At 41.3% G+C, this 26136-nt stretch carries 23 protein-coding genes; 13 read left to right on the forward strand and 10 right to left on the reverse strand.

The window, feature by feature from the left end; all coding sequences use genetic code 11:
• Positions 1 to 252: 252 nt before the first annotated feature.
• Entirely contained in the window at positions 253 to 474 is a 222-nt protein-coding gene (locus tag ACSLBF_RS20305; RefSeq protein WP_440053033.1) for a hypothetical protein, read from the forward strand.
• Positions 475 to 707: 233 nt separating this feature from the next.
• Here the strand turns inward: ACSLBF_RS20305 and ACSLBF_RS20310 are convergent, their stop codons facing one another.
• Entirely contained in the window at positions 708 to 905 is a 198-nt protein-coding gene (locus tag ACSLBF_RS20310) for a hypothetical protein (protein ID WP_440053032.1), read from the reverse strand.
• Between the two features lie 195 nt (positions 906 to 1100).
• Here ACSLBF_RS20310 and ACSLBF_RS20315 point away from each other — a divergent pair, with 195 nt between their 5' ends.
• The 7 genes from ACSLBF_RS20315 (at position 1101) to ACSLBF_RS20345 (ending at position 6497) form a co-directional block, all read left to right on the forward strand.
• Positions 1101 to 2366: a phage/plasmid replication protein, II/X family gene (locus tag ACSLBF_RS20315; protein ID WP_440053031.1), complete on the forward strand. Its 1266-nt coding sequence runs from the start codon at positions 1101 to 1103 to the stop codon at positions 2364 to 2366.
• Between the two features lie 12 nt (positions 2367 to 2378).
• Positions 2379 to 2681 (forward strand): single-stranded DNA-binding protein, encoded by a 303-nt coding sequence (locus tag ACSLBF_RS20320; RefSeq protein ID WP_440053030.1) that lies wholly within the window; start codon positions 2379 to 2381, stop codon positions 2679 to 2681.
• A 1-nt stretch (position 2682) separates the two neighbouring features.
• The gene (locus ACSLBF_RS20325; protein WP_440053029.1) at positions 2683 to 2925 is read left to right on the forward strand and encodes a hypothetical protein; all 243 of its coding nucleotides are present in this window, start codon (positions 2683 to 2685) and stop codon (positions 2923 to 2925) included.
• Positions 2926 to 2955: 30 nt separating this feature from the next.
• On the forward strand, positions 2956 to 3168 hold the full coding sequence (locus ACSLBF_RS20330) for a hypothetical protein (protein WP_440053028.1): 213 nt from the start codon (positions 2956 to 2958) through the stop codon (positions 3166 to 3168).
• 95 nt (positions 3169 to 3263) lie between these two features.
• Positions 3264 to 4763 (forward strand): hypothetical protein, encoded by a 1500-nt coding sequence (locus tag ACSLBF_RS20335; RefSeq protein WP_440053036.1) that lies wholly within the window; start codon positions 3264 to 3266, stop codon positions 4761 to 4763.
• The gene (locus ACSLBF_RS20340) at positions 4756 to 5178 is read left to right on the forward strand and encodes a DUF2523 family protein (RefSeq protein ID WP_440053035.1); all 423 of its coding nucleotides are present in this window, start codon (positions 4756 to 4758) and stop codon (positions 5176 to 5178) included. Before ACSLBF_RS20335 ends, ACSLBF_RS20340 begins: the two co-directional genes overlap by 8 nt.
• Positions 5178 to 6497, forward strand: coding sequence for a zonular occludens toxin domain-containing protein (locus ACSLBF_RS20345; protein WP_440053034.1), 1320 nt, complete (start codon positions 5178 to 5180; stop codon positions 6495 to 6497). The genes ACSLBF_RS20340 and ACSLBF_RS20345 overlap by 1 nt, the downstream gene beginning before the upstream one ends.
• 697 nt (positions 6498 to 7194) lie before the next feature.
• On the opposite strand, the gene ACSLBF_RS20350 is transcribed toward ACSLBF_RS20345, so the two are convergent.
• From ACSLBF_RS20350 to ACSLBF_RS20360, 3 genes are all read right to left on the reverse strand, one after another.
• Complete coding sequence (locus ACSLBF_RS20350; protein WP_440056457.1) at positions 7195 to 7863, reverse strand: hypothetical protein; 669 nt, start codon at positions 7861 to 7863, stop codon at positions 7195 to 7197.
• Positions 7860 to 8204, reverse strand: coding sequence for a hypothetical protein (locus ACSLBF_RS20355; protein WP_440056458.1), 345 nt, complete (start codon positions 8202 to 8204; stop codon positions 7860 to 7862). The genes ACSLBF_RS20350 and ACSLBF_RS20355 overlap by 4 nt, the downstream gene beginning before the upstream one ends.
• A gap of 141 nt (positions 8205 to 8345) precedes the next feature.
• Positions 8346 to 8642 carry a helix-turn-helix domain-containing protein gene (locus ACSLBF_RS20360; RefSeq protein ID WP_440056459.1) on the reverse strand — a complete coding sequence of 99 codons (297 nt, stop codon included), beginning with the start codon at positions 8640 to 8642 and terminating at the stop codon, positions 8346 to 8348.
• Between the two features lie 651 nt (positions 8643 to 9293).
• Here ACSLBF_RS20360 and ACSLBF_RS20365 point away from each other — a divergent pair.
• Together ACSLBF_RS20365 and ACSLBF_RS20370 are read left to right on the forward strand one after the other, a co-directional pair.
• Positions 9294 to 11873 carry a family 20 glycosylhydrolase gene (locus ACSLBF_RS20365; protein ID WP_440056460.1) on the forward strand — a complete coding sequence of 860 codons (2580 nt, stop codon included), beginning with the start codon at positions 9294 to 9296 and terminating at the stop codon, positions 11871 to 11873.
• Between the two features lie 312 nt (positions 11874 to 12185).
• The gene (locus ACSLBF_RS20370; RefSeq protein WP_440056461.1) at positions 12186 to 12356 is read left to right on the forward strand and encodes a hypothetical protein; all 171 of its coding nucleotides are present in this window, start codon (positions 12186 to 12188) and stop codon (positions 12354 to 12356) included.
• Positions 12357 to 12584: 228 nt separating this feature from the next.
• On the opposite strand, the gene ACSLBF_RS20375 is transcribed toward ACSLBF_RS20370, so the two are convergent.
• Positions 12585 to 13112, reverse strand: a complete 528-nt coding sequence (locus tag ACSLBF_RS20375; protein ID WP_440056462.1) for a hypothetical protein — start codon at positions 13110 to 13112, stop codon at positions 12585 to 12587.
• Positions 13113 to 13127: 15 nt separating this feature from the next.
• Positions 13128 to 13541: a hypothetical protein gene (locus ACSLBF_RS20380; protein ID WP_440056463.1), complete on the reverse strand. Its 414-nt coding sequence runs from the start codon at positions 13539 to 13541 to the stop codon at positions 13128 to 13130.
• A gap of 307 nt (positions 13542 to 13848) precedes the next feature.
• Here ACSLBF_RS20380 and ACSLBF_RS20385 point away from each other — a divergent pair, with 307 nt between their 5' ends.
• Positions 13849 to 17271, forward strand: a complete 3423-nt coding sequence (locus tag ACSLBF_RS20385; protein WP_440056464.1) for a GMC family oxidoreductase N-terminal domain-containing protein — start codon at positions 13849 to 13851, stop codon at positions 17269 to 17271.
• 59 nt (positions 17272 to 17330) lie between these two features.
• Here the strand turns inward: ACSLBF_RS20385 and ACSLBF_RS20390 are convergent, their stop codons facing one another.
• Entirely contained in the window at positions 17331 to 18437 is a 1107-nt protein-coding gene (locus tag ACSLBF_RS20390; RefSeq protein WP_440056465.1) for a serine hydrolase domain-containing protein, read from the reverse strand.
• A gap of 315 nt (positions 18438 to 18752) precedes the next feature.
• On the opposite strand from ACSLBF_RS20390, the gene ACSLBF_RS20395 reads away from it, so the two are divergent.
• Complete coding sequence (locus tag ACSLBF_RS20395) at positions 18753 to 21530, forward strand: DUF5666 domain-containing protein (protein WP_440056466.1); 2778 nt, start codon at positions 18753 to 18755, stop codon at positions 21528 to 21530.
• A gap of 87 nt (positions 21531 to 21617) precedes the next feature.
• Here the strand turns inward: ACSLBF_RS20395 and ACSLBF_RS20400 are convergent, their stop codons facing one another.
• Entirely contained in the window at positions 21618 to 22157 is a 540-nt protein-coding gene (locus ACSLBF_RS20400; protein WP_440056467.1) for a cytochrome b, read from the reverse strand.
• A 519-nt stretch (positions 22158 to 22676) separates the two neighbouring features.
• On the opposite strand from ACSLBF_RS20400, the gene ACSLBF_RS20405 reads away from it, so the two are divergent.
• On the forward strand, positions 22677 to 22964 hold the full coding sequence (locus ACSLBF_RS20405) for a hypothetical protein (RefSeq protein ID WP_440056468.1): 288 nt from the start codon (positions 22677 to 22679) through the stop codon (positions 22962 to 22964).
• A gap of 481 nt (positions 22965 to 23445) precedes the next feature.
• Here ACSLBF_RS20405 and ACSLBF_RS20410 read toward each other — a convergent pair whose 3' ends face one another.
• Positions 23446 to 25197 carry a PAS domain S-box protein gene (locus tag ACSLBF_RS20410; protein ID WP_440056469.1) on the reverse strand — a complete coding sequence of 584 codons (1752 nt, stop codon included), beginning with the start codon at positions 25195 to 25197 and terminating at the stop codon, positions 23446 to 23448.
• A 311-nt stretch (positions 25198 to 25508) separates the two neighbouring features.
• Positions 25509 to 25886, reverse strand: coding sequence for a TipAS antibiotic-recognition domain-containing protein (locus ACSLBF_RS20415; protein WP_440056470.1), 378 nt, complete (start codon positions 25884 to 25886; stop codon positions 25509 to 25511).
• Positions 25887 to 26136 lie beyond the last annotated feature (250 nt).

Here is a 26136-nt window from a genome sequence, read left to right on the forward strand (position 1 = left end):
ACACACAATAAAACCACCGATAATGGCAGCAGTGTTATGTTGAGAGAAACCCCCGCAAAATCATTACTCTGCGGGGGTTTTGTGGTTTATGGTCGGTCAAAATAGGTAGGTGACCGACCATCACAAAAGCATTGCTTTAGTGCCCGTAACATAATACAAATTATGGTGAGGTTGGCTTTCATCCCACATTTTAAAAATCATGTATTGAATATATAGCCTTCAAATTTAAACTCTTAAAAAAGGAAATTAATTATGCCACGCTTAAATTTAGTAATTAAACAATCTCCAAATGCTCCTATATTGAAATCTATAGATACTGCAGATATCCCTAGAGTTGGTGAGCACATTTTATATCGTGGCGATTGTTATGCTGTAATAAATGTTCTTTATGACATTGAAAATAAAGATGAAATCAAACTCTATTTAGAAACCAGTCATCATCCTTCTACTGGTGAAATGAAGTTTGGTGGTTAAGTAGAATTCGATACGATGCGGCTTGCCGCATGAAGCGCCAACTCGATAGTGATTTAACTCAGGTGTTTTAGCGCGAGAACCCGCCGATGGCGGTCGGTACTATTTCTGGAGACCTGACCCCGAGCGAATGCGTTCGCTCCCTTGATAAACCGAAACCAACTTTCAGTCAGCTCAGTTGTACCGAGTGGGGTACGGTGTGGAGAGTCCACATACTTTAATAGTGGACTCTAGTCTCATTTTGAAACTTTCTCTTCTTCTTCTTCGATTAGATCTTGTTTCGCCATATTTTGATAATTATCTATCATGTAATGAACAATGTCCGTCCAAGTTACTGATCTCCCTGTTTTATATGAAACCTCAATAGCTTTTCTTTCTAACTCTAGTTTCTTTTCAATTGGTATCGAGATCGTTGTTCTGTTTGCTTTCGCCACTTCTTTAACTCCGTTCTGTTAATAGCTGAATGTTAGCACGCTTGAATTTTATTATTCATCAATACTTGTATTCACCCATTCACTTCTGTTATAAATATCGCAGTTGAATAGATGTATTCACCTATTCAGGTCGGTAATGACCTGTCTCATTTTTTGGGATTAGTTACCATTACTACTCATCAGAAGGATTTTTTTGTGATAGACCTCTTGCGAATCAAAGTGCCATTTAACGACTCTGTCGTTGCTGCATCACCTGAAGGTGATAGCGGTTTGGTTGATTTGCGTGAATGTCAAAAACGCGGTTGCAAGATGGAAGCGGGGGACGTTACTTTTCGTCCGAACGACTATCGTCTAGATGCTGAGAACGTTGCACTTGCTGAGGTTTCATGTCTTAGACATCCTTTTGAATCACTTCCTAGCAGTTGGTCAACTTTAAGTTTTAAGGTTTATCAAGGCGGTTCTAATTACTATCCACACATTGAGCTTAAAGCTAGCCCTGCGAAACTCCTTACTGGTCAAAATGTTTTTGGTACATGCAACGTTATGACTTGCCTTGATTCGTTGGTTTCTGCTTTCTGTTACGCACTTCCTGATATGGTCGAGATACTGGATTTTGAACACGCTACGCTTGCTCAGATTGACTGCACTTTTACTGCTCATTTACCAAATGAGTCTGACAGCAGGAATGTGATACACGCACTTAGAAACATTTCAAACGGTCAAACGAGAGGTAGTAAATCATCGTTTGATACCACGGCCTACTTTGGCAAAGGTAGCCGCCATAAACGTCTCAAAGCTTACTTGAAGCAGTTTGAGCTTGCAGACCAAATAGCCAAAATCACGTCACGTTACGATAAGACCAAAGACCCAATTTATAAAATACAGCTCGATGCTATGAGCGCACCCGATGTACAAGAATTTGCTACAAACGCCCTTCGTTTAGAGGCCAGTATCATGCCCCGCATGTTGCATCGCCTCGCTATTCCTACGAATGTTTGGGAGTTTGAAAGTCACGCTAGAAGTTTTGATGGGTGTCTAATTAAAGAGCTATGGAATCACGCTTGGTCAGATATTTTTAAGACATTTGAGGGCGAACATATGCGTACATACAGCGACACTGAAGTTCATGAAAATTTGAGAGAGCACTTTAAAACAGAGACTAAAACTGGTTTTAGTTATTCCAAGGCTGATCGTCTATTTCGATTTTTCCGAATGATGAAGCACGAGGGTTGGGAAGAGGTTAAAGCGACTACACCAAAAGCAACTTTCCATAGAAGCATTAAAGAAATTACAGAGGTAGTCCCCAAGGCATACCTACAAAACCTACAAGCCACGGCATCCAATGTCGTGCCTTTAATCAGATTTATCAACGTCGATTTCGAACGCCAGCACCCAGCAGGCTGGACTGAACCTACGCGACTATCAGAGCAATTCGAAAGCGGCCTACGCTTAGTAAGTTAACGGAGAAAACACATGCAACATCAACAACTAATTATTGAAATCGTAAAAGGCCATGAGAACCCAATGCCTCGCACTGTTAATAAGGGCAAAGACAACGAAAGGGTGGTTTATGACCAAAAGGCATACGCTCATACGGGTGGTGCTTTTCCTAAGGAATTTCGTTTGTCTCACGATGACCACAACAATGCCTATCCAGTTGGCAAATATACGTTAGCTCTTGAATCTTTCTGTGTTGGCCGTTGGGGTGACCTTGAAATTAACGGTCGTCAAATGAAGCTTGTTCCAGCTTCTCAAGAATTGCTTAAGGCTGTCTGATATGCAATGCGTCATCATTTCCGAATCAGGCCAACTAATCGCAGCAACTGCTGAAACATGCGAATACGTTTTGTTGACGACTGAGCAGGTGACGCAAATTCAATTAAACGGATTGGTAGACACGCTCAACGAGCTGTTCCAATTTGATTTGGCTACGTTCGGCCTAATCAACGCCGCGGCATTGACCGCATTTTTTACCGCTCATTCAATTGGTCGAATCGTCCGAGTGATGGGCAAAACCTAAAAACACACTCAATTAAATTAAGGAAAAATCGTGAAATTACTATCAAAAATCGCTCTAGGTTCTACTGCTGCGCTAGGTTCTGCAATGGCGTCAGCTACTGCAACCACTCCTGATGTTGCGGCAACGATTGAAACCGCTGTTGCTGCTGGTCAGTCAAACTATACGCTCGTTGTCGTTGGTCTGTTGTCACTAGCTTCAATCGGTTTCGGTGTTGGTTTTATCATTAGCAAATTATCTCGTTAATGGTTACGACCATTATTCTAGGTACGTTTCTCGTTTGGGTCTTCGTCGAGGGCTTTTCTAGCGGGGTTCGTACCTCCTAATATTAAAGGCGTTATATGCGAGTTTTCTATACGGCGCTTATCAGCGCCTTTTTTCTATCATTCAACTCATTGTCCTTAGAGTTTAAACGTGATGAGCAAAAACCTATTCTCGTTCCTACTGACTATGGACGTTGCACTCATTTAGATGGTGGCGGTCATCTGCTGTCTGAATGTTTATCTGCTGTTGAATCCGCGAGTGAGGGCAAAACGTATATTTATACCGGTTTTCATTCAGGTCCTCTCGATGATAATTCATATCCTATTTTAGCTACTGTTACTGAGCGTCGCGGTTGTGATGGTCAGGACCATTGTACATTTGAGCCGTATATATATACCGCTGGGCGTTTTTACATTCAATTTACTGTTCAGGTAGAGGATTGCCCACCTGATGGTCACCCAACGTATACCCAAAAACGGGGTGGTGAAACTGATGACAACCCATCTCGTTGCATCGACCCAGCCCGTGATAACTGTCAGGAGCCATCGTTAGATGACCGTCCATCATTTAGTATAGGTGGTGGTAATCGCTGCTTCACCAATCCAGACGGCTCAACGTGTAAATACTCATCTGACAATAATGACATGATGATGGTGTCACCATTATACGACGGTCAGGAGGGGACTAGCTGTGGTGATGATGGTGATGGTGGCGATGGTTTACCCACTGTTCCAGATCCATTTATTCCGCCTGATTTGTCTGATTTGCCTGAGGCTCCTAGTACCGCTCCATCTGCTGAGCCGCTAGGCCAAATCTCCGACCCGTCAACCTCAGAAACCGAGCTAGACGGTATAAACCAAATGAACCGTAATGTTACTGCGTCTACTCAAAATCAGGTTGATTTTGGTCGAGCCAATGTTAGAGCGCTCAACAATATTTATATTGAGTCTAGGCACTCTAATGACCTGACTCGGTTTTTTTCCTCTCAATTAGACGTCATCGGTAAAAATACTCAAATTATGTCCGAGCAGGCAAATAACGCGTTTCGTGCTGCATCTACTAACGTCGAACAAACCGCTACTGTTGCGAATAACACTAGGTACATTGTCAATTCAACCAACGCCCAAACTGCAACACTAAATTCTATCCGTGACACACTCAATTCTATTAACGATAAACTCGCTGGTGATGAACCTTGCGAGGGCGAGGACTGCCCAGACCCTGAGCCAGATTGTGAGGGGTTCGAGTGTGCCGGTGTTGCTCAGGCGGGAAAGCAGGGGGGTCTGAATGACCTATTTACTCAGGATTCTATTGATGAAATCAGGGTTCAAATTACTGACCAAATCGAATTGAACACTGCAGAGCTAGACGACATTCGCACTCAGTTAGACACTGTTTTTGATGTTTCGCCAACCATTAGCGGTTCATACGAGGAGCGAACATTAGATATTTACGGTGAATCAATTGATATTTCAGTAGCCAGATTTAGCAATTTTTATCAAATGCTAGCAGCACCATTAATGCTAATCGCCACTATGTCCGCGTTGTTTATTTTGTTGAGGGAGCGCCATGATTAAATCCACACAAACCAAAACCATTTTATTAATTTCCGCATTTCTATTTTTATCGCCTGTAGCGCTAGCATCTCACTACGACGGTTATCAGGGTGTGTTTAGTTTTATGAACGATTTTGTTTCTGATATTTGGGATTTTTTAGATACCGACCTCCCTAATTTTATCACGCGTTTTTTTGCATGGTTCGTTGAATATGCAACGCTACTCAGACTCAAAATAGAGTTAGAGACTATTAAATTTAGTTGGCAGGTTTCGAAAAACATCATTGAGAATTTTCAGATAGCCAGTCGCATCACCTCGGCTGCTAATCAATTACCTGCTGACGTTCGTGCTGCTCTCGTTGATATGCGTGCATTTGATGCGCTCAATGTGGTAATTCAGGCGCTAATCACTCGCTATGTTATGAGGTTTCTATAATGGCGACGTCAATATTTCATGGTGCGCCAGGTTCGTTTAAATCAGCCTCAGCAGTTTGGTTTGAGTTATTGCCAGCGCTGAGAGCGGGGCGTTTAGTAGTCACTAATATCGAGGGCATTAAACCTCTGGATGATATCGAGCGCGAGTTAAACGAAACATTCCCTGATTCTGCAAAATTGTGGCGAATGTCTAGTCAGAGCGAATCAGGCCATAAATTGTGGCGTAATTGGTATCATTGGATGCCGTGCGGTGCGCTCATTATCATGGATGAGGTTCAGGATATTTACCCGACTGAAACCACTCAATTCAAACCTGAATCATGTGATTATCAGCCCGTTCAAAACTATCAGGATTATCTACCTAGTGACTGGTATCAGTACCATTTAGATACACTCGAAACGTACAAACCAGACGACCTAACTAGCGGTGATGTTGATGATTTGGGTATCGAGATATTTAACGAACACGGGCATATCATCTACCCAAAAACCCTAAAGGAGGCGTACATGCGCCACCGTAAATACAACTGGGACATCATTTGCTGTACGCCTGATATCACCTCTGTACATAAATACATCCGTAACGTTAGCCAGTACGCCTATGCACATAAATATTTTGACGGGCTAGCCAAAATTCCATACTTCAACCGGAGGCCGAGAATACATGAACATAATCCAAAATTGGACGGCAAAACGCCAAACAGGGCAGACCCGAAAAAGTGGCGCAAAATCCCCATCGACGTCCACAGACTCTACAAATCAACAGCGACCCAATCTATTACAGGCGCAACAGGAAAAAATTTTCTACTCAGTCCTATGTTTGCCTTTCCGGTGGTCGTTCTCACTTTGTGCGCTGGTTATTTCATCCTATATTTCAGTGGTGCTATGGATGTGGAAAAAAACCCGCAACCCGCGCAGGTTCCTACTAAAAATAGTAAAACGGATATTTCTACTGCTGTTAATAATGACCCTGTTCCGGCTGTTGCTCGTGAGCCTATTCATGTGAGTCTACCATTTGATGCAACTAGGGCGCAGGTTAGCGGTTATCACGTTAAATTTGACGGTGAGAAAATCGAACAGACTGCCATTTTGGAATTTGATACACCTGATGGTTTAGTTTCTCTAAACACGTTTGATTTGAAGCTAATGGGCTTTACGGTCAACATCATGAGTTATTGCTATGTCATCATTGAGCACGCGGATTACAAATACAATGCCTTTTGCAAATCAACAACGCCAAACAAACCAACCTATGAACCAGCTCAAACGGAGCCTAATATTGATTTTGGTTTTGGTGGTGACGCGCCAAGCGAAGCCTGAGCGTAGCGCGGCAACACCAAAACCCAATAATGGTTAAATCTTTAATCTAAGGATAAGTCACTGGTGACCCATGGAAACTAAGAACCAACGTTATGAAAATAAACAAAAATCTCGCGGTTTAAAAAAAGTTACTCTTTGGATACCTGAGCATTCTGAAGTTGAGCTCAGACAGACAATTGATTTTTTGTGTTCAAATACAGATCATGTTCCATATATGGCTAGGAGCATTAAGACTGGTAAGTTCAAGAAAATTGTATAATGTCCAATACTAGACAATATCGGTCATAAGTAATTGATTTTTAAAAGGTTAAATATTTATTTTAATTATTTTTGGCTTTATATCAACCTCCCATAATTTATATTATGTTAAATCAACTAGATTATCGTTTTGTTAGGATTCATCATCTCCTTGAAGGCAAGTTTACTGCTGCCAGCTGTATCGGCTATACGCTTTCACGCTAAAGACCTCACCAACTGGATTTGTCGCCACCCATTGCCGCCTAACATTTTCTGCGGCTAATACACCCTACAAGATATTTCCGGAACACTTTGCAATTCTGAGGTATAACAGAGTTAAACCTAAGTGTTAGAACAAGACTCCGCAAGAACTTATTATCTTTTTGCATAAACAACAAAACCTGCACTTGGCAGGTTTTGATACTTAAATTAACTCACCTCAGCTGAGGTGACTCAGCAGCTAGCTTACTTCAGATTCAGCGTCTTCACGCTCCATCTCCCTAAGTACCCTGCGCTTTCTCTCAGCGATGATTGTCATAATTAACGTTGCAATCACACACGACAATAGGAATGATTTAACGTACGGATAACTCTTTTTAACCCAGAACCAGTCCCAGTATGGTTTTGCCACTTCTACACTTAGCCCTAAAAAGTGCTCCATATTACGAATTATATTTTCAAAAAAGGCAGCTAAATCAACAACTATAAAAGCAATAAAAATAGCATAAAGCAATGCGTCTGCATAAGTGGTATAAATTAAGCGCCATTCATCGGGTTTAAAGCGGTGAATATATCTTAACGAAAGCCGAACTCGATACTTGATAAATAACAAGGTCACTAAATCAACAAAAAAGTGCATGCTATAAATATAGAAATTAGTTTGGTACCCTTTCATTCCCGCTTCATATAAACTGAGCAGGTACTGAAATAACATTTTTTCAGTAATTAAAGCAACTATCAGAAAGATCACTATATGCTTAATGTTCTCTTGCTCTTTAACGAGAAAACATAGCGCTAAAACAATACCAAGCCACAAAGCATTACCAAAATACGGAGATTCAAACTGAAAAAAGGATAATGCTACAGTTAGCAACAAACCAAAAAATAATATGAGCGTTGATAGCTTCATTTAAGCTCCTTGTACTTTACCCTTGTACTTATAAAATCATCGCGTTTGATAACTTTGCCACCTGAACTGCCACCAACTACTTTCTTTAATTCATCAACTGGAACAACCGCCATATAGTTAGCTGTTGGTGTGGTGGCTTGCGGCTGTGCGGGTCGATCTTCTTTTTCGTCTTTAACTTGGTCACCCCAGCTTCCACCAACCACTCCACTTAATACGTTACGGTCCATGCATTGTAGCTCACACTTACTTTTACTTTCAGCGGGTAAATGTGATGTTTTCTGAGTGTGGATTTTAAACTTTGATAAGAAAACGTTAATTTTATTTAAAGTATTGAATAGCATTATAAATTCCTCTCTAACTAGGCACTTAATGTGTGAACGTTAATGCTACTTTAGCCTGTGCGGGTACATATGAAAATATCACGTTGCATGAAATTTCTAATAAATTCTCAATATTCACATATGCAAAACAATTTATAAACATCACTTCACATTCCCACGTTGTTTTTTTGGTGTGGGGCTCTTACGCCACAGCTTTGAGTCGTCAATGACGGCTCGCAACGCTTTGAACTGCTCTCTAACAGGATTGAGGTTAATACCACAGTGGTCACACCAAACTTGGAAATAGGCGTAAGAGAATTTACCGATGTTGTTTTCGTAATTTTCGTAGGTTTGTCGGGATATACCAACCAAGTCAGCCATTTGCTGGGTAGTTTTGCCAGCAACAATGCGCATGCGTCGCAAATCTTCTCCTGTGCTGTAATCATCAAAACGACTCACCAACTCAATCCTTTTTTATTAGACACTAGATATTTTTAGATTAGATCAGGTTACAACTAGTAAAGTTACTAAACGTTTACAAACTGTGAACAGGCATTCTACTTTATGATTTATGAAAATCAAGCAGATGCGTTACAATTTTCCCGCTATTTTATACATAGTAGGTTTACTCGAATATTCTTTAACCGAATACTGCGTATGTTGGGTTAGGTTGGTTTCGCTAAGCCAAAATAACAACACTTCAGCGATAATTTGGGGTTAATTTTACGTTAAGGGGGTTTTTGCGTATATTGTTTCTACTCTTTTCGGCTACGCCTAATATTACCGCTAGATCTTGAAATTTTCTGCATTGACTTGCTACGGTCTGAAAGATATAACAGCCTGTATTGAATAGAAAATTACAATAGTGTTGTATGGAAACAGTTTACTTATCAAGTTTTTGGCCTAACACCTGTCAGTCCTTTTCGGTGTTACACTACTCGGCTGTTTCGACCGTTGCGCAATGCTTCTCTAACACTAGCCCTGATTTATACCTAACTTTTACCCCTGCTCCATTAAGCGATTATTATCATGTTCTTAATTAGCCAAACGTTAATTAGATCGCACCAGATGAGGCACCAACTGAATAACTAATAATTTAAGGAGTATTAAATGAAACCCATTTCATCAATACTATTATCCTGCTTTGCATTTGGCGCTTGCCACGCGCACGCATCTTTGTCTCAATCTGAGTTAAATGACTTGGCCAGCAAATTAGACTGGAACTGGGCAGTAATTGATAATCACCACAACGGAGCAGCGTCACACCTGCAAGAACTTGAGCTGGTAAACCATTCATCAACTGCCCTACCAGCCGGTAAATCTGACTGGCAAATCTATTTTAACAGTTTACCGCCTCTAAAAAATCAGCAAGTCAAAGGCTTACAAATTGAGTTTGTGCAAGGCGATGTCTATCGACTAGTGCCAACTGACGAATTTAAGGGATTGAAGGCCGGAGAAACTTTAATACTGCCTTATGAAGCTGGAAACTCGGTAGTTTCATTTACCGACTTTTTCCCACGCGTTTTTATCGTACAAAATGGCTTAACACCTGCTGTTATCGCGTCTACTGATACGGAAGTACAAAGCGAGTATGTGAAACCAATCACTAAACCACAACAGTATGAACGTTATGCCACGCCAAAGGACCACTGGCAGTTACCTACCGGTGAGTGGCGATATAATCGCTATTTGGCGGCGCAAAAACACGCTATTAGTGCTGAACAAGCCAAACGATTGATCGTGCCAACACCTGAGCGGGTCGAATATAGCAGCCGCAGTACCGAACTAAATGCAAATTGGTCGGTGAGCTATCAAGGCAGCGTGAAGTCTGAAATGCAGTACTTACTCAATGAATTAAAGAACAAATTAGGAATTAATCTGGCGGCAACCGCCGATCATATTCCGGCTGCTGACAAACAAGTCATTAAAATGACGGTTGATAAAAAAGTCGCAAACGGTGTGTCTGGTAGCTATATGCTAAACATCGACAGCAAAACCATTGAAATCATCGGTGCTGATAATGCTGGTGTATTTTATGGTATCCAGAGTCTATTGAGTGTTATTCCTGCAGGCGTTAAATCAGCCGTTGATGTTCCAAGGCTAACAGCGATAGATAGCCCAAGATACCAGTGGCGTGGCTTTATGTACGATATGGGCCGCAACTTCCACGGCGTAGAAGTCACTAAGCAACTGATTGACCAAATGTCTCGCTATAAACTGAACAAGCTTCATTTACACCTAACAGAAGACGAAGCATGGCGTATTGAAATCAATGGGTTACCTGAATTGACCGAGCTAGGTTCAAAACGATGCTTTGACCTGAGCGAAACCAAGTGCTTGCTACCCACACGGGGGGCCGGCCCGTTTGCTAATGGCAAAAATGACGGCTATTACTCTAAGGCTGATTTTATCGAAATACTAAAGTACGCAGCACAAAGACATATAGAAGTCATTCCTGAAATTGACATGCCAGGTCACGCAAGAGCAGCAATCAAGTCTATGGAACTGCGCTATAAAAAGCTGATGGCGGCAGGCAAAGAAACACAAGCAAAAGCCTATTTGTTATCTGATCCAGAGGATAAATCAGTTTATTCAACCATGCAGTATTTTACTGATAACTCAATCAATGTGTGCATGGACTCTACCTACAGCTTTGTTGATAAGGTTGCCTATGAGCTGCAACAAATGTACCGCGAGGCTGGATTGAAACTCAATACCCTGCATATTGGTGGCGATGAAGTTGGCCCTGGTTCTTGGACCAAATCTCCGATTTGCGATCAACTTTTTGCACAGCCTGACAGCGGTGTCAAAGGGCCTGCCGACCTAAAAGCTTACTTTACCGCCAGAGCTTCAAAACTACTGGGTAAAAGAGGCTTAGATATTGGCGCTTGGGAAGATGGGTTAATGTATGATCGTATTACTCCCTTCCCTATCGAACAATTTGACAGTGAAAATGTCTATGCCAACGCCTGGGACAATATTTGGGAATGGGGTGTCGCAGACAGAGCCTATCGGTTAGCCAATGCTGGATATAAAGCAATTATTTCTGCCGGTACGCATTTATATTTAGATCATCCACAAGAGCCAGATCCGAAAGAACGTGGCTTGTATTGGGCCTCTCGTTACACTGACGTAGAACAAGTCTACGGCTTTATGCCCGACGATATTTACGCCAATGCAGATTACGAACGCTCCGGAAAGCCAATCGAAAACCTTGAAGATTTGGTTGGCCGAGCTATGCCAAAGCTTGAAAAACCTGAAAACATTGTTGGTATGCAGGGACAAATTTGGACAGAAACCATTAGAACCCCAGAGCAATTAACCGAAATGCTATTTCCTCGACTTATTGCGCTTGGCGAACGAGCTTGGCATAAGGCTGAGTGGGAAGCTGACCAAAAGAATACTGTCCTCAAGACTAAACAATGGGGCCAATTTGCAAGTGTCATCGCGCTAAAAGAATACCCTAAACTCGCCGAGGCCGGACTAAACTATTACGTGCCAGTACCTGGTGCGAAAAAGATTGATGGCAAAATACACGTGCTAAGCCAGTTGCCCGGTCTTATTCTAGAATACAGCACTGACGGCGGACAAGATTGGCAACAATACCAAGGTCCGATTGATACTGATCAGCAAATATTAGTAAGAGCGAAATCGGGCGAAATGATCAGCCGTGTGGGAAGGAGTGACTAACGAATAAGTCCAATTCGCTTAATGAGTTGATCAATTTTGAGGTTAGAAAAACTTGTCGGCAGGATCGCTCTCGCGTCCTGCTAACGCTAAGGTAAAAGAAAAATTTCTAACACGGCTAACCTCAGGTTTAGCTCCTCAAAATGATTAATTTTTATTGTGGAATGGTATTAAACGCAACGTTGTTGATTCAAGATCCCTTAAGCTATCGTGGTTTAGGGGCTTTTTTGTTCCTGTATGAAATTTATTCTCTTTACCAAATAAAAGCGTTTACATAGGGTAAATAGCGAGATTAACACAACATGTAAGGAAAAAATGATGAAACTCGTACTGAAGAAAAAAGCGGTAATTGACTTGAGCAAAAAAGCGGTAATTCCGGCACAACAAACGCCTAATATTGGCGGCGGTGATACTCGCACCGCCCCCTGGATGTGTCAATTTAGTTATCCTGTTTGCTATACCAGCCCACAGATCCCTTGCGCATAGTAACGTACTAGGCACAAAGGAAAGATCCCGCAGGCCAGTTCGTTGCAACCCTTTAAAGTTTGAGGGCGGGTTAAATTTCCACTACTTGAAACCATATAAACGCAGCGTAAATTCAGTATCTTTTACCAGATTCAAGTAATGTAAAAAACGGAATGGCTGAGAACTGCAAAGCGGCAATAAACACATTGTGTTTGCCGCTTTGTTTATAGAGGTGTTAAGACTTTGAAATTAGTCCAGGTTTTGCTCCAAGAATACTGACTTTTCAATTTGCTCGAAAATATCTTGATAGTATTCGGGTGCCACAATCATCTCCGACTCTAGTATTTCACCTTCACTGTTCATACGCTTTGCAATGGCATTGATCCTAACCTTGGTGATCCCTTGTAATTGCGTTACATTCGCAGAAACGTCAATAGACAATGAGTCATCCATGTTATTATCACCAAAAATCCAATTCAAACCAAAGGTAAGATAGGTAGCTAGTGCTTTTGTTAATACTTCAGTGCCATTCAACTTAGTCGTAGTATAGTTCGCTAACACCACGCCCGCGTTTGAGTCTGAAGATTTAAGAATAAACTCTCGGTCCAACAGTGCATTGATCAGCGCCTTATACACAACTAAATCAGAGGTATTTTCATACTCTTTGGTTTGCATGCTTCTTACTTCTAGCGTCGACATTTGCGGCTTTGTTGATGAGCAACCAACCGACAACAAGGCAACCAAACTAACTAGCAATAGCTTTAATATCTGCTTCATAACCAAGGCTCAAACTTAAAATTTGCTACGGTGATAGGCAATACTTTCAACGTTGCTCGCAACATCAAATTTAATTATCACTGTTAGCGTGCTTGAGCTCACCTGACTTGAACCATACTCAGAAGAAATAACGCCACCGCCATTGCCTGAAAAGTATCCTAAAGCACCGCCAGCAGTTTGATAAACTTGCTCTTTTGAAAACTTGTCATATACCCAGACTTCGTTACCATTTGGTGCCGTTTTGACGATATTAGGACTTCCTAGAGCGACTACCACATCTGTCGAAGGCATCCCTTTTTTGATTTCCTTTTGCACTACGCCAACTGTCAGTTTGTCAACTTTTTCGCCTTCTTGCTTAGTTGTTTGACATGCTGATAATGTGGCTAGAATAGCCAAAGCCATAGCGAACTTGCTTAATTTTGCGTTCATGAATGTTCCTTTAATAAAAGTTGCGAAGACCTGAGATAAAGCACAGTAAGACTGTTAACCAAGCAACGATCCCTTGCCTATCCGTTCTCAATTTGGGTTCAGTAATTTAGAGCAACACACCTAAAATGGCAAGTAATATTGTGTAAGGACGCATTGATATTAATTAACCTCGGCTTTTTCTGATCCACATATCACTTTTTGGAAAAACCTTTCTATCAGCACTATCTTTAATGTTCTGTACAGCGTGTCGCTTCGCTTTTTTACGCTAGCTTCATATCACTAGCCAGTGATTGAGAAGGAATTTTTTATGAAACCTATTTCTATCCCATTAGCAAAAATTAAACCCCATTATGATGTTGTCGTTGTCGGTAGCGGCTATGGAGGCGCGATTTCAGCCTCAAGGCTTGCAAGGGCAAACCAGCATGTTTGTTTATTAGAACGCGGTCGCGAAATTCTAACCGGTTCCTTTCCAGATACGGAACTTGAAGCCGCAGCTGAACTACAAGTACATACCAACACTACAAGCATTGGCTCTAAAACCGGACTATTTGATATACATGTACAGGAACAACAAAATGTTGTCGTGGGTTGTGGCTTAGGAGGCACCTCTTTAATCAATGCCAATGTATCTTTAAAGCCGACAGACGATGTATTCGCTCAGCCACAATGGCCCGAAGAAATTAGGCAAGACGTAGATGAACACTTAGCTCATGGTTTTGCAAAAGCCACTGAAATGCTAAAACCTCAAACCTACCCTGACCACTATCCAGCTCTAAATAAGCTCAACGCACATCGAAAATCAGCTGAGCAATTTGGTGATGCATCGTTTTCAAAAGTCCCTATTAACGTGTGCTTTGAAACACCTGAAAATGGCGTCAATCATGTCGGCGTTGAGCAAACTGCCTGTATTAATTGTGGCGACTGTGTATCAGGCTGTAATCACAACGCTAAAAACACCACGAGAATGAATTACCTGCCCGATGCATACAATCACGGAGCAGAAATTTTTTGTGAAGCCAGCGTGCGTTATTTAGAAAAGACTGACGTTGGTTGGCGGATATATTATCGCCCCAATAGTGACGATCAGTTTGATTCTCCGCCACGATTTATTGAAGCTAAACTAGTAATACTCGCGGCTGGCACGTTAGGCAGTAATGAAATTTTACTGCGTAGCCGCAAGTTCGGCTTAGCGGTATCCCCGCAACTCGGCAAAAACTTTACTGGTAACGGTGATGTATTGGCGTTTGGATACAATTGCGATGAACCCATAAACGGTATCGGGTTCGGTAGTCACGACCCTAAATCTAAACATCCCGTCGGTCCGTGCATCACTAGCGCAATCGATTTTAGAACTGATAGCAATGCACAATCTAAAATGATTATCGAAGAAGGCAGTTTGCCAGGTGCTATCGCTGGAATTTTACCTGACACCCTTCAAACTACTGCCGGGATATTCGGTCATGACACCGATACAGGACTGTTAGACGATATCTCAGAGCAAGGACGTATTTGGCAAAGTAAGCTGCGTGGTGCTTACTATGGTGCAACCAACAATACGCAAACTTACTTAGTAATGAGTCATGACGATGGTAAAGGCGAACTGGTCCTAGAAAACGACAAGATTAAAATCAATTGGCCCAACTTAGGCAGCCAAAGCAACTTTGAATTTGCAGATCAACGTTTACGCAAAGCAACAGAAGCTTTGGGTGGTACTTATGTTAAAAATCCGTTGTGGTCAAAACTGTTCAATAAAAGTTTAGTCACCGTTCACCCTCTAGGAGGTTGTAACTTGGCAGAGTCCGGAAGTTTTGGTGTTGTTAATCATAAAGGACAGGTGTTTTGCGATGCTGGACAGTCCTGTTATGACGATCTCTACGTTGCTGATGGCTCGATCATCCCAACATCATTAGCTGTGAATCCATTACTTACCATTAGCGCGCTTGCCGAGCGTTGCTGTGCTTTAATTGCGAAAGATAGAGGGTGGCATATTAGCTACCAGTTACCCAGTGTATCAACAAAACCAGCTCAACAAAGTCCATTAGGCTTAAGTTTTACCGAACGTATGGCTGGGTTTTTCTCACCGCCAACCGATCCTGCCATTACCAATGAGCAGAAGTACTTTGAGGCCTATTCGCAAGGTGAGAGCAACCAACGGAGTTTGTCTTTCATTGTCACTATTGACTCCGATGATCTGTCTCATATGCTGCAAGACGAGCATCACAAAGCAACCATAAGTGGCACTGTCGAGTGTCAATTTTTGTCGCCTACTCCGCTTCAGGTCACACAAGGGGAGTTCAGGTTGTTTGAACGTCAAGCCTTTCCACCAGATACTCGCAAGATGATTTATAAGATGCACCTCAAATCGTCTGTTGGAAAAAGCTATTACTTTGAGGGGTTTAAGTTAATAAAAGATCAGCCAGGGAAGCTGGATTTATGGGACGATACAACGACTTTATTTGTAGACATTTACGAGGGAGAAAACGCCAACGGAACAACCGTTGGGCATGGCATACTACGCATAAAGCCAGAGGATTTTTTACGCCAGCTAGCCACAATTAAAGTCAGCAATGCAGCAAATGTAACCGAGAGACTCCGAACAATCGCACAATTTGGTAAGTTCTTTGCTGGTACTTTGTACGAAAGCTATGGCAGTATTTTTTATAATGCTAAAGCTGACGGCAGCAGTATTACTAGAAAAAAACGCCCGCTAAGAGCACCTGCACCAGAGTTACACACCCTAGTTACACAAGACAGTCAACAACTACTGCTTACTCGCTATCACGGCGGTACAAAGGGACCGGTAATGTTGGTACACGGATTAGGTGTTGCGTCGAGCATTTTCTCAACGGACATGATTGATACCAACCTAGTCGAGTTTTTAGTGGCAAATGAATACGATGTTTGGCTGTTCGACTATCGGGTCAGTATCGCATTACCGACTGCTAGGTTGCAATCTAACGGAGATCAAATTGCCCAATATGATTATCCCGCCGCAGTTGAAAAAATCAGAACGGTAACAGGTGCAAATGATATACAAGCAGTGGTCCACTGCTACGGTGCCACCACCTTTTTTATGTCCATGCTAAACGGCTTAAAAGGTGTGCGCAGCGTCGTCGCATCTCAAATTGCAACGGACGTCGTGTTACCCCTTTCAACTGAGTTAAAAACTGGCCTGCATCTCCCTTCTTTCTTAGAGCGACTGGGAATTGATTCATTATCGGCAAGGCTTCCAGAGTACAGTAATAGTCTAACTAAACTATACGATAAAGCGCTGAGTATTTATGCACTAGCCGAAGCGCAAGGACGATGCAACAACGACAGTTGTCACCGGGTCACTTTTATGTACGCTTCGTTATATCGGCATGATCAGCTTACCGACTTGTTACACCAGCACATTGATGAATTGTTTGCAGAAGCAAATATAGAAACGTTGGAACATCTCGCGACGATATGTAGAGCAAAAAGGCTAGTAAATGCGCAAGGTGAAGACGTATACATGAGTCATATAGAAAGGTTAAACGTGCCCATTCTTTTTATCAGCGGTGAGCATAATGAATGTTATCTACCTGAAAGTACTAAACTGTCTTATGATCGATTATGTCAGCACTTTGGAAATGAAAAGTTTTGCCGCAAGGTCATTGCAAACTATGCTCATATAGATTGTATATTCGGAAAACAAGCCGATAAAGATGTTTTCCCTTATATTCTTGAGCACCTCAATAAAACGTAATTGCAATCGCACCTGCTGCAAACTCAAAATGCATACACGCTGAGTTTGCAGCACAATGATTACTCCAATTCATCTCTGCTACGTGTACCCGGTGAAAACCCTAATGCGAGCTCTTTTAACTCAAATGTTAACTGACGAATGGGAAAGTTTCTAATGTTTGCCAGGACAATTACCGTTAACTGGTCGTCCTGATAATAATGCAGATTAGTTAAAAAACCGTCCATTGACCCGCCATGACGGATAACTTGCCCACGGCTGTTTTCTGCACGCTGATACGGTTGGATCCTAAAGCCATAGCCATAATTTCCAAAAGCTTCACTGGCAGGCGTAAACAGTAAACGCAAACTGTTTTGTGTTAAAAAGCCAGGCTTGGTTAGTGCTTGCTGCCAAGTGAGTAAATCATAAACCGTGGAGTATATATCTCCAGAGCCTAACGCATAAGACACTATATTCTCATCTCTATTGATGCCAAATAGCCCTTTGCGATATCCGTTAGCCCTATTATCTGGCGGGCTGGCCATACGTTCGACACCGCTGTGTTGCATATTTAACGGCTTAAAAACCAGTTCCGACATCGCCTCGCTGTAGGTCTTATCGGTCACTTTTTCAATCACCAACGCGGCAAGGTGATAATTTAGATTAGAATATTGATACTGTGTTCCTGGCGTAAAGTGCAAAGGAGATTGATTAATAATTTCTAATATTTCTTTAGATGACACATCTTTTTGCTCAAAGGATGTCAAACGCTCCAAATGTACGGCCAAGCCCGACTGATGTTTTAGTAGGTGGTGCAGCGTCAGGGCTGTCGCTTTATTGGATTCTAGTGCTGGCAAATACGCTGAAAGTGGCTTTTTAAGGTCTAGTTTACCTGCATCAAACAACCGCATAATTGCCACTGCCGTAAACGATTTGGTTAACGAACCAATCAAAAACTGAGTATCTAATGCATTGTTTTTTTTATCTTCTCTGTCAGCAAAACCGTATGCTTCGCTAAACAACACCTTGCCTTCTTTAGCGATTAATACCGCACCTTGGAATTGGTGCTGCTGTTGGTAAGTCAGGAGGTGTTCGTTAGCCAGTTTAGTTAATTCGAAACCACACGCGACCGAACCAAATTGCATTACCCAAACAAAGAACAAAATGAAAACTTTGGTGTTGATATTCATTAGAACCACATCCTTATAATTGTTGTAGAGTATCTTTAATCCCAAGTGAAATATTGCTTTTACTGAATATGCTTTGTCATTTCCACAACAGCAATTTATGACCAGACTAACAAAAACTCAAAATTATTCCTAAAAAACACGACCAAAAGCAATACATTACAACTAGGTGTTAAAGCGGGAACTAGTAATTTTGTATAGTGCAATAAAATCAACTAGACTGACAACCTTACTTAACATCTCTTTTACCCTCAATTTAGGACCTTTTTAATTCGGGGCACTGTGATGTAGATTAATTTATAAATAATGGAGTCATATATGAGACGCTTTATCACTTATTTTTTTGGTGCTTGTCTTATTTCATTAGCGGGATGTGGCGGCGGAGGCAGCTCAGATTCAGGCTCAAATGGGAGTGATACTCCCCCCACACAAACCGTATCAAAGGGCGCATTATCAATAACTATTAAAGGCTTACCAGAGAACACAGATTCTAATGTGAGCATAACGGGACCTGATGGCTACAATAACACTATCACTAGCTCAGAAACCCTTACCGACTTAGCCGTTGGCAGCTACACCGTAACAGCAAATGACGTCACGGCAGACGCATTAAACTTTGATGTTCTACCTACTACTCACACTGTTACTGTTACAAAAAATACAACAACCAATCTTCAACTCGTCTATCAAACCCCAGTGATAAGCACAGGGGTGGTGAGCAACTTTGGTAGTATTTACGTTAACGGTACACGTTATGAAACAAACACGACTGAATTTAAAGACGAAGATGGAGATCCAACTACCGAAGAAGACTTTGAAGTTGGTATGTTAGTCACTGTGGTCGGTCGTACAGATGCAGATGGTGAAAATGCCCAAGCAGAAGAAGTTTACTTCGAACTTAAGGCAAAAGGCCCTATTGAAGCTATTTCTTTAACCGAATCGAGTATTCAGGTATTAGGTCTGACATTTAAGGTAGATGAAAGCACTGAGTTTACTGAAACCACTTTTGAAACCCTACAAATTGGTGACTTCATTAAAGTAAGCGCCATTCAAGACGAACAACAGCAGCTTATTGCGACCCATATTGCTTTGGATGATTCTGAAACGACTCTAAAGCTCGCAGGTACTATTTCTCTATTAAATCCAGAAACACTCACTTTCTCTTTAGACAACCTGGTTGTCGATTACAGTGCGGCGCAAATCGAAGGCGCGCTGGCTGATGGTGAGCAAGTCGTTGTTTACAGTGAAACTTCTACCACAGAGGGGGTTCTGGCCGCAACAGAAGTGAAAGTCATAGAGCGAGAAGATGAAGATTCTGAGACCACAAGCTTCCAATATGCCATTGACGGCGTGATCAGCGCTATCGAAAATGAAAATGCATTTATTCTGGGTGACAATACAGTTAACTGGTCTTCTGACACAGAGTTTTTTGGCGGCAGTGAAACAGATCTGAATGTCGGAGTGAGAGTCAAAGTGCACGGAAGTTTAGCCGATGAACAGTTTATTGCACGCAAAATTCGCTTGGACAAGCAAGGCGTGATCAAGCTGGATGGTCCCATTGGATCAATCAACAGTGAAACCCAACAAGTTACCGTACTAAATACCCTATTTACACTTGACGCGCACAGCAAACTCAAGGACAAATCTAGTCAAAAAGTAAGAAGGATGACGCTAGACGACTTGGTAATTGGTGACATTATTTCGCTGAAGGCCTTTTTATCCTCAGAAAATCAAACATTACTGGTTAAACAGCTAACTAGAGAATCCGTTTCTACTGACGAGCCCTCTGATGCAGTAAACATAGACGGACTTATCGAACAAATCAGTGCACCGATAATAACGGTACAAGGTGTAGATGTTACGACCAGTGCAGTCACTGAATTTGAAGTGAATGATGAGCCTGTCGATTCAGAAAGTTTCTTTGCCACGGTTCAAAGTGGTTATTTAGTTGAAATCGAAGGACAAGTGCTACCAGATAATCAGGTGTTAGCGTTAGAAATCGAAGCAAAATCTGCTGCTGAAAACGATGACGATAACGACACACAATACGTAAAGCTTAAAGGAGAAGTGCAGGATCTTGTCTCTTCGTCTGAGTTTAGCGTTAGCGGCCGCAGTATCTCGACAAACGAATTTACGCGTTTCGAGGATGGAACAGAAGCCGATTTAGCCGATGGCGTGCTGGTTGAAGTGAAAGGTGAAGAGCTCTCTGATGGAAGCATCCTTGCCACGAAAATTGAGTTTGAACGAGAAGATGACGTCGAAGAAGTGGAAGTAAAGGGCCTGGTTACCGCATTTAACTCTGTTACCGACTTTTCAGTAGAAGACCAAGCTGTTACAACCAACGAGCAAACTCGTTTTAAGGGCGATAGTGATGCTCTTTCGATTGGCGTGAGTGTCGAAGTAGAAGGTATACTCAACGCGGAAGGTATTTTGGTTGCTGAAAAGGTCGAAATAGAAGACCAACAAAATGAGCTCGAAGTATCTGGACAAATCTCCAACTTTGTTTCGGCTCAAGCGTTTTCGGTCAATGATCAAGCTATTACAACAACAGCAGAAACTAATTTCAAAAACGGAAATTCCAGCCGTTTAGCTGACGGCGAATCTGTCACTGTAAAAGGTTCAATAAACCAAGAAGGTGTTTTAGTTGCTAGCAAGGTGGAGTTTGAAAAACTTGAAAAGATAAAACTAGAAGGCAGTATTTCTAGCTTATCAGAGCAAGCTTTCACCATTTCAAACTTTACTGTTGAATATTCTGCTCAGACTAAATTTGAAAATGGTCAAGCGACCGATCTAGCAGTTGGCGTCAACATTAAACTCGAAGGTAGAAAGCAAAGTGATACACATGTTACAGCTGAAGAAATCGAGTTTATCGATGCCGATGATGAAGATCAGCAAATCGAAGTTAGCGGACGGATTAACAAATTTACCTCCGCAACCGACTTCTCTATTGGTTCTCGCAAAATTACCACAGATGCGAATACCGTTTTTATCGATGGCAGTGCTGCCGAACTTGAGCGAGGAGCTCGTGTAGAAATCAAAGGATTATTGCAAGCGAACAATATTGTCCTTGCTACTGAAGTAAAATTTGACGATTGATTACAAGTGAAGTTTGCATCAAAGCCTTCGATGCAAGCTTCACTTTCAGCCTGTTTATCGCCGCCCAGTGCGGCTAGCATTTGATCATCAACTCGATTTACCTGTCAGCATATTTCGTAACACATGGTCTTTGTCGATAAAATGATGTTTAAGTGCAGCGGCAATATGCAGACCCACGACCAATAATAGTACATAGCCCAAATATTCATGCACCAAAGCACTTAGTGCGTAACCCATTTGACTATGCGCAATCACCTGCCCTTCGGCATCTATATTTTCGCTAATAATTTCCATACCGAATAGCGCAACACCATGACCACTAAAACCCGAGAGCATCAAACCGGAGGTTGGCATCAGTACACATGCAAATAGTATGAATAAATGCACATTGTTGACAACTACCTGTTGTGGTGTCCCTTGCGCAGCCGATTGCCAAGGGTTAAGCCTTCGATAGAAAACCCTGACTACTATGATGAATAAACTTATTATTCCGAATGATTTATGCCAATCGTAGAGTGAGTAAACCTCTCCTCGGGTCATTAATACACCCGATATCAACAAACCAATGACCAAAACAGCACTGAGCCAGTGAATAAATCGAGTCATTTTATGTCGTTCATTTTGCATATCGCTTCCTCCAATAAATGAGCGAACGACAAATTAATATGTCTGGACGACGCAAATCTAGCGCTTTGGTACGAACGGCCGGTTTTTGTTAGCAACGAATTGATAATGTGGCTTAAGGGATAAACGACACGGTGCCTATCCTACCCGTTAAAAAACAAACGTGCTTAAACACCAATTAAGCGCAAAACCCTTAATCCATTACTGAATAAATTTAATATTACTCCAAATATCATCTAGATAAGAAGCTATGCCGCCAAAGCTAAAGAGTGCCGAAATTGTCAAATATATCTGCCTTTAACTGCCGTAGCTCATATTTTTTCTAGCGTTAAAAAACAGATTTAGACTTCACCCAACAGGCGGCTTTGAGCGAGGAGCGGCCGTTCGAAAACATTTAATTTATTTTTTAGTCCTTAATTGATTTAAATTACTTTTCAATGCGTTAATATTTGTTTGTTTTACAAAGTAAGCAACTTTGCCAAGTCTCATTAATGAGGTTTTAGATGTTTCGGGAGGTCGACAGTGAATGATATTGAAAGGAATAAGCTAATTAAAACAAGCTGGGAGTTACATAGTTTGGTAGAAAATAGTTACCTTAGTAACTCCGCTACCCAAAGCGATGAAGAATGGCTAGAGAAACAGCGTATTCTTTTAGCAGACATGGCAATTCATTTGTTACAAACAGCTGTGAAGCCAGGAAACATAGAACTTGATAAACTAAGAAATAATCTGCATTCAATTCTAACCATCACAGATCAATTTCTACCACACTCTGAACTTAAAAAAGCAACAGATAAGCTTTACGAATAAACATATAACACACTGTTAAAATTGGATAAAATTCGACAAATCGAAGAAAGTAACTGCAGTGGCATCTTGAAAATTCAAGACGAAGCCAACCATGAAGTCGGCTCAGAATAATTGGGTTTACTCAGGTCTAAACAGACTGCATCACCGGACACTTATTTTGTCTGGGTTTCAGATCAGGATGATGCCTCAGGGTGTTTGTTAGTACCCCCATGAAGTGGGAGTGCGCCACCAAAATTATTTTAGCCTCTGGCTGACATCAAAAAAGTAATTACTCCCTTTACTATTTGCATCCATAGAACGCGGTAAGTCTGGTTGCTTCTAGTCGGATGGCGGCGCTGCGCGCCTTATGCCGAGCTACATCAAAAGGTAGGTTGGTTAAGCTGAAGGCGCCACACGACAAAATTTTAGGTTCACGCCTTGAGGCTCAGGTTATGGCGCTCATGCTACTGCCAGATTTGATTAAAGATTATTCATTTAGCGATTATTGTCTTTCACCTGACAAATAGGTGGCTAACTGCTCAACATGCGTTTTTGTTTCACCAATTAATGATGTAATTTGTTCGGCAGAATCGGTCGAGCTTTGGGCGAGATTTCTGACTTCGTCCGCAACCACTGCAAAACCTCTTCCAGCTTCTCCAGCACGCGCTGCCTCAATAGCCGCATTTAATGCAAGCAAATTAGTTTGGTTCGATATGTTATTAATGGACTGCACAATCAAACTAATCTTATCAAGCACTTGTGACATCGCGGAATGTGTTTGAGTAATCATCTTATTTTTACTTGAAATATCTTCGGCATAAATCAATATCCCAGATGTTTTGTCAGTCATTTCATTGATGGGTGTTGCCACTATATCTAAACGAAACTCACCAACGCTTGATTGTAAGTTAATTTCAGTTTTAATACTTTTACCACGGATGAGCTCCCCCCAATCTTCGTTATTAAAATGGGATTTCATATTGCCAATGGCTGCATTGAGTTTGTCAATGTCTGCAACATTAAACAAGTCTAACGCAAGTTGATTGGCTCTGTTAATTTGTCCAACATTATCCGTTTCTATCACCAGATTTGACTGTTCAATTGCAGCCATTTTTACATCAGATTCAAGAGATAGCTTTTTGGTTTCGTCTATATTTGCTTGAACAGCAACGAAATTAGTTAATTCGCCTTTGTCATTAATCACGGGATCTATTGCTAACGATATCCAGTAAGGAGTTCCTGACTTGTCATAGTTTAATATTTCTTCATAAAATGACTCTCTATTACGAAGTTTTTGTCCAATTCTCGCTACCGTTGCTTTATCTGTATGTTCACCTTGCAGAAGCTCTCCTGGTTTCTTCCCGAGCACCTCATCTTTAGTATACCCAGTCATGATTTCAAAGCCTTCGTTAACGTATTCAATACATCCAAGGCTATCCGTAATGACCACTGAATTGCTGGTATTGTTTGCCACTAAAGAAAGCTTTTCGAAGGACTTCTTCGCATGATATTGAGCGGTCACATCTCTGACAAACGCGGTGTATAACACTCTGTTTTCTAGTTCTATTTTTGACAAAGATAGGGCAACCCAAATATCTTCACCTGTAAATGTGGTGGTCGGTAACTCGATGGATGTGCCAACCACGCGGTTGTGACCTGAAGTGCGATTGCGATTAATAAAGTCATCGTGTTTTGGTTGGATGTTTTTTGGCACAAGTGCCTTAACGTTTTTTCCCATCACATCTTCTTTTTTACATTTCCAAATCGACTCTGCTGCTGAATTAAAGAATATGATTTCGTTTTTTTCGTTGATCGTGACTACACCATCAACACACTGTTCAAGGGTTTGATCTATGATTTGTTGGGTTTCTTTTTGCTTCGTAATATCTCTGACTATTGCTGAATAAAGCCTTTGTTTACCGAGATCTATCTTTGACAAAGATAAACTAATGGTACGACGCTCACCCTGTTTGGTTTCAACAAATAGTTCTAATGTTTGACCGACGAGTCTATCATCATCGCTTTGTCGATGACGATTTACATGCTGGTCATGGTTTGTTCTAAACTCGGCAGGAACGAGCATTTTAACGTTATTCCCTAGTACCTCACTGGCACTATAGCCCCAAATAGCCTCTGCGGCTTGGTTAAAAAAAATCACTGAGTTGTTTTCATCAATTACTACAACACCGTCAATAGAGGCATCTAGCACGCTTTTGTAGAGTTTAGAAATATCTGATCGAAACCAATTGAACATAAGCCCTCCATATATCGACCGAGTCAATACGTCAAACAAACTTATTTGGTTCAACTCTTATAAAAAGTGCACAGCTAAATTGCACTATTTGCGCATCAAAGATGATTGTATCATCGGCTATTTCAAGTTTGTTTTTTGGCTAAAAGAAAGTATGAGAAAGATGTAATTGATTGATACGAGTGATTAATGTAGTGAGCAAAACAACTGAGGAAAAGCGCTACGAAAAAAGATAGTTCACTCATTTTCCATCTAAAATCCCCTTCCGTAAAGAGCAAACATAGTGTGCTCTCTACTGACGCTAATTATCTTATTTACAGGTTATTCTTAGCATAGTGGACAATTGCATTGCCTAAGTAATCAACCATTTCAGGATGGTATGAATTATGAAACTTTTCCATCTCCTTGTTTTCTTTATAAAAGAAACCCATACCAATATAAGCTTTTTTTGATGGTGTATAAAATCTACAAGCAATTTCAAAATGTTCTTTTATTAGCGATTGAACACTATCATTTGCAACGGTCAATTTACCAACGTATTCAGCCAGTTTTTTATATAAAATATCCCAATCTTGATGGACTAGTTCTCTATTAACATGTGACCAATTATTAGTGTTTGATAAACTGTAAGCTTGCTCTTCCTCTAGTGCCTTCCGGCACTCGCTTACATATTCTTTACTTAAATTATTCATATAAACATTCCCTATCTTTACGCATATTTTCACTTAGCTCACGAGTCAACATCACAGATCGCTAAGCTCCTTTTTGCCAGGTGAAATTTTGCTATTTTTACATTTTATTCAACAATTTAATGGCAATACTATAGCCTGTAGCGTTACTTTGGCAAAAGGTGTTTTGTAATTTTTCGTATTAACACATAATCAAGTCGGTTTCTATGCAGGTATAACACATCTGCATTTACACCTTAGAGCACACGTCACC

Source organism: Pseudoalteromonas sp. T1lg65, assembly GCF_051930985.1.
GTDB lineage: Bacteria > Pseudomonadota > Gammaproteobacteria > Enterobacterales > Alteromonadaceae > Pseudoalteromonas.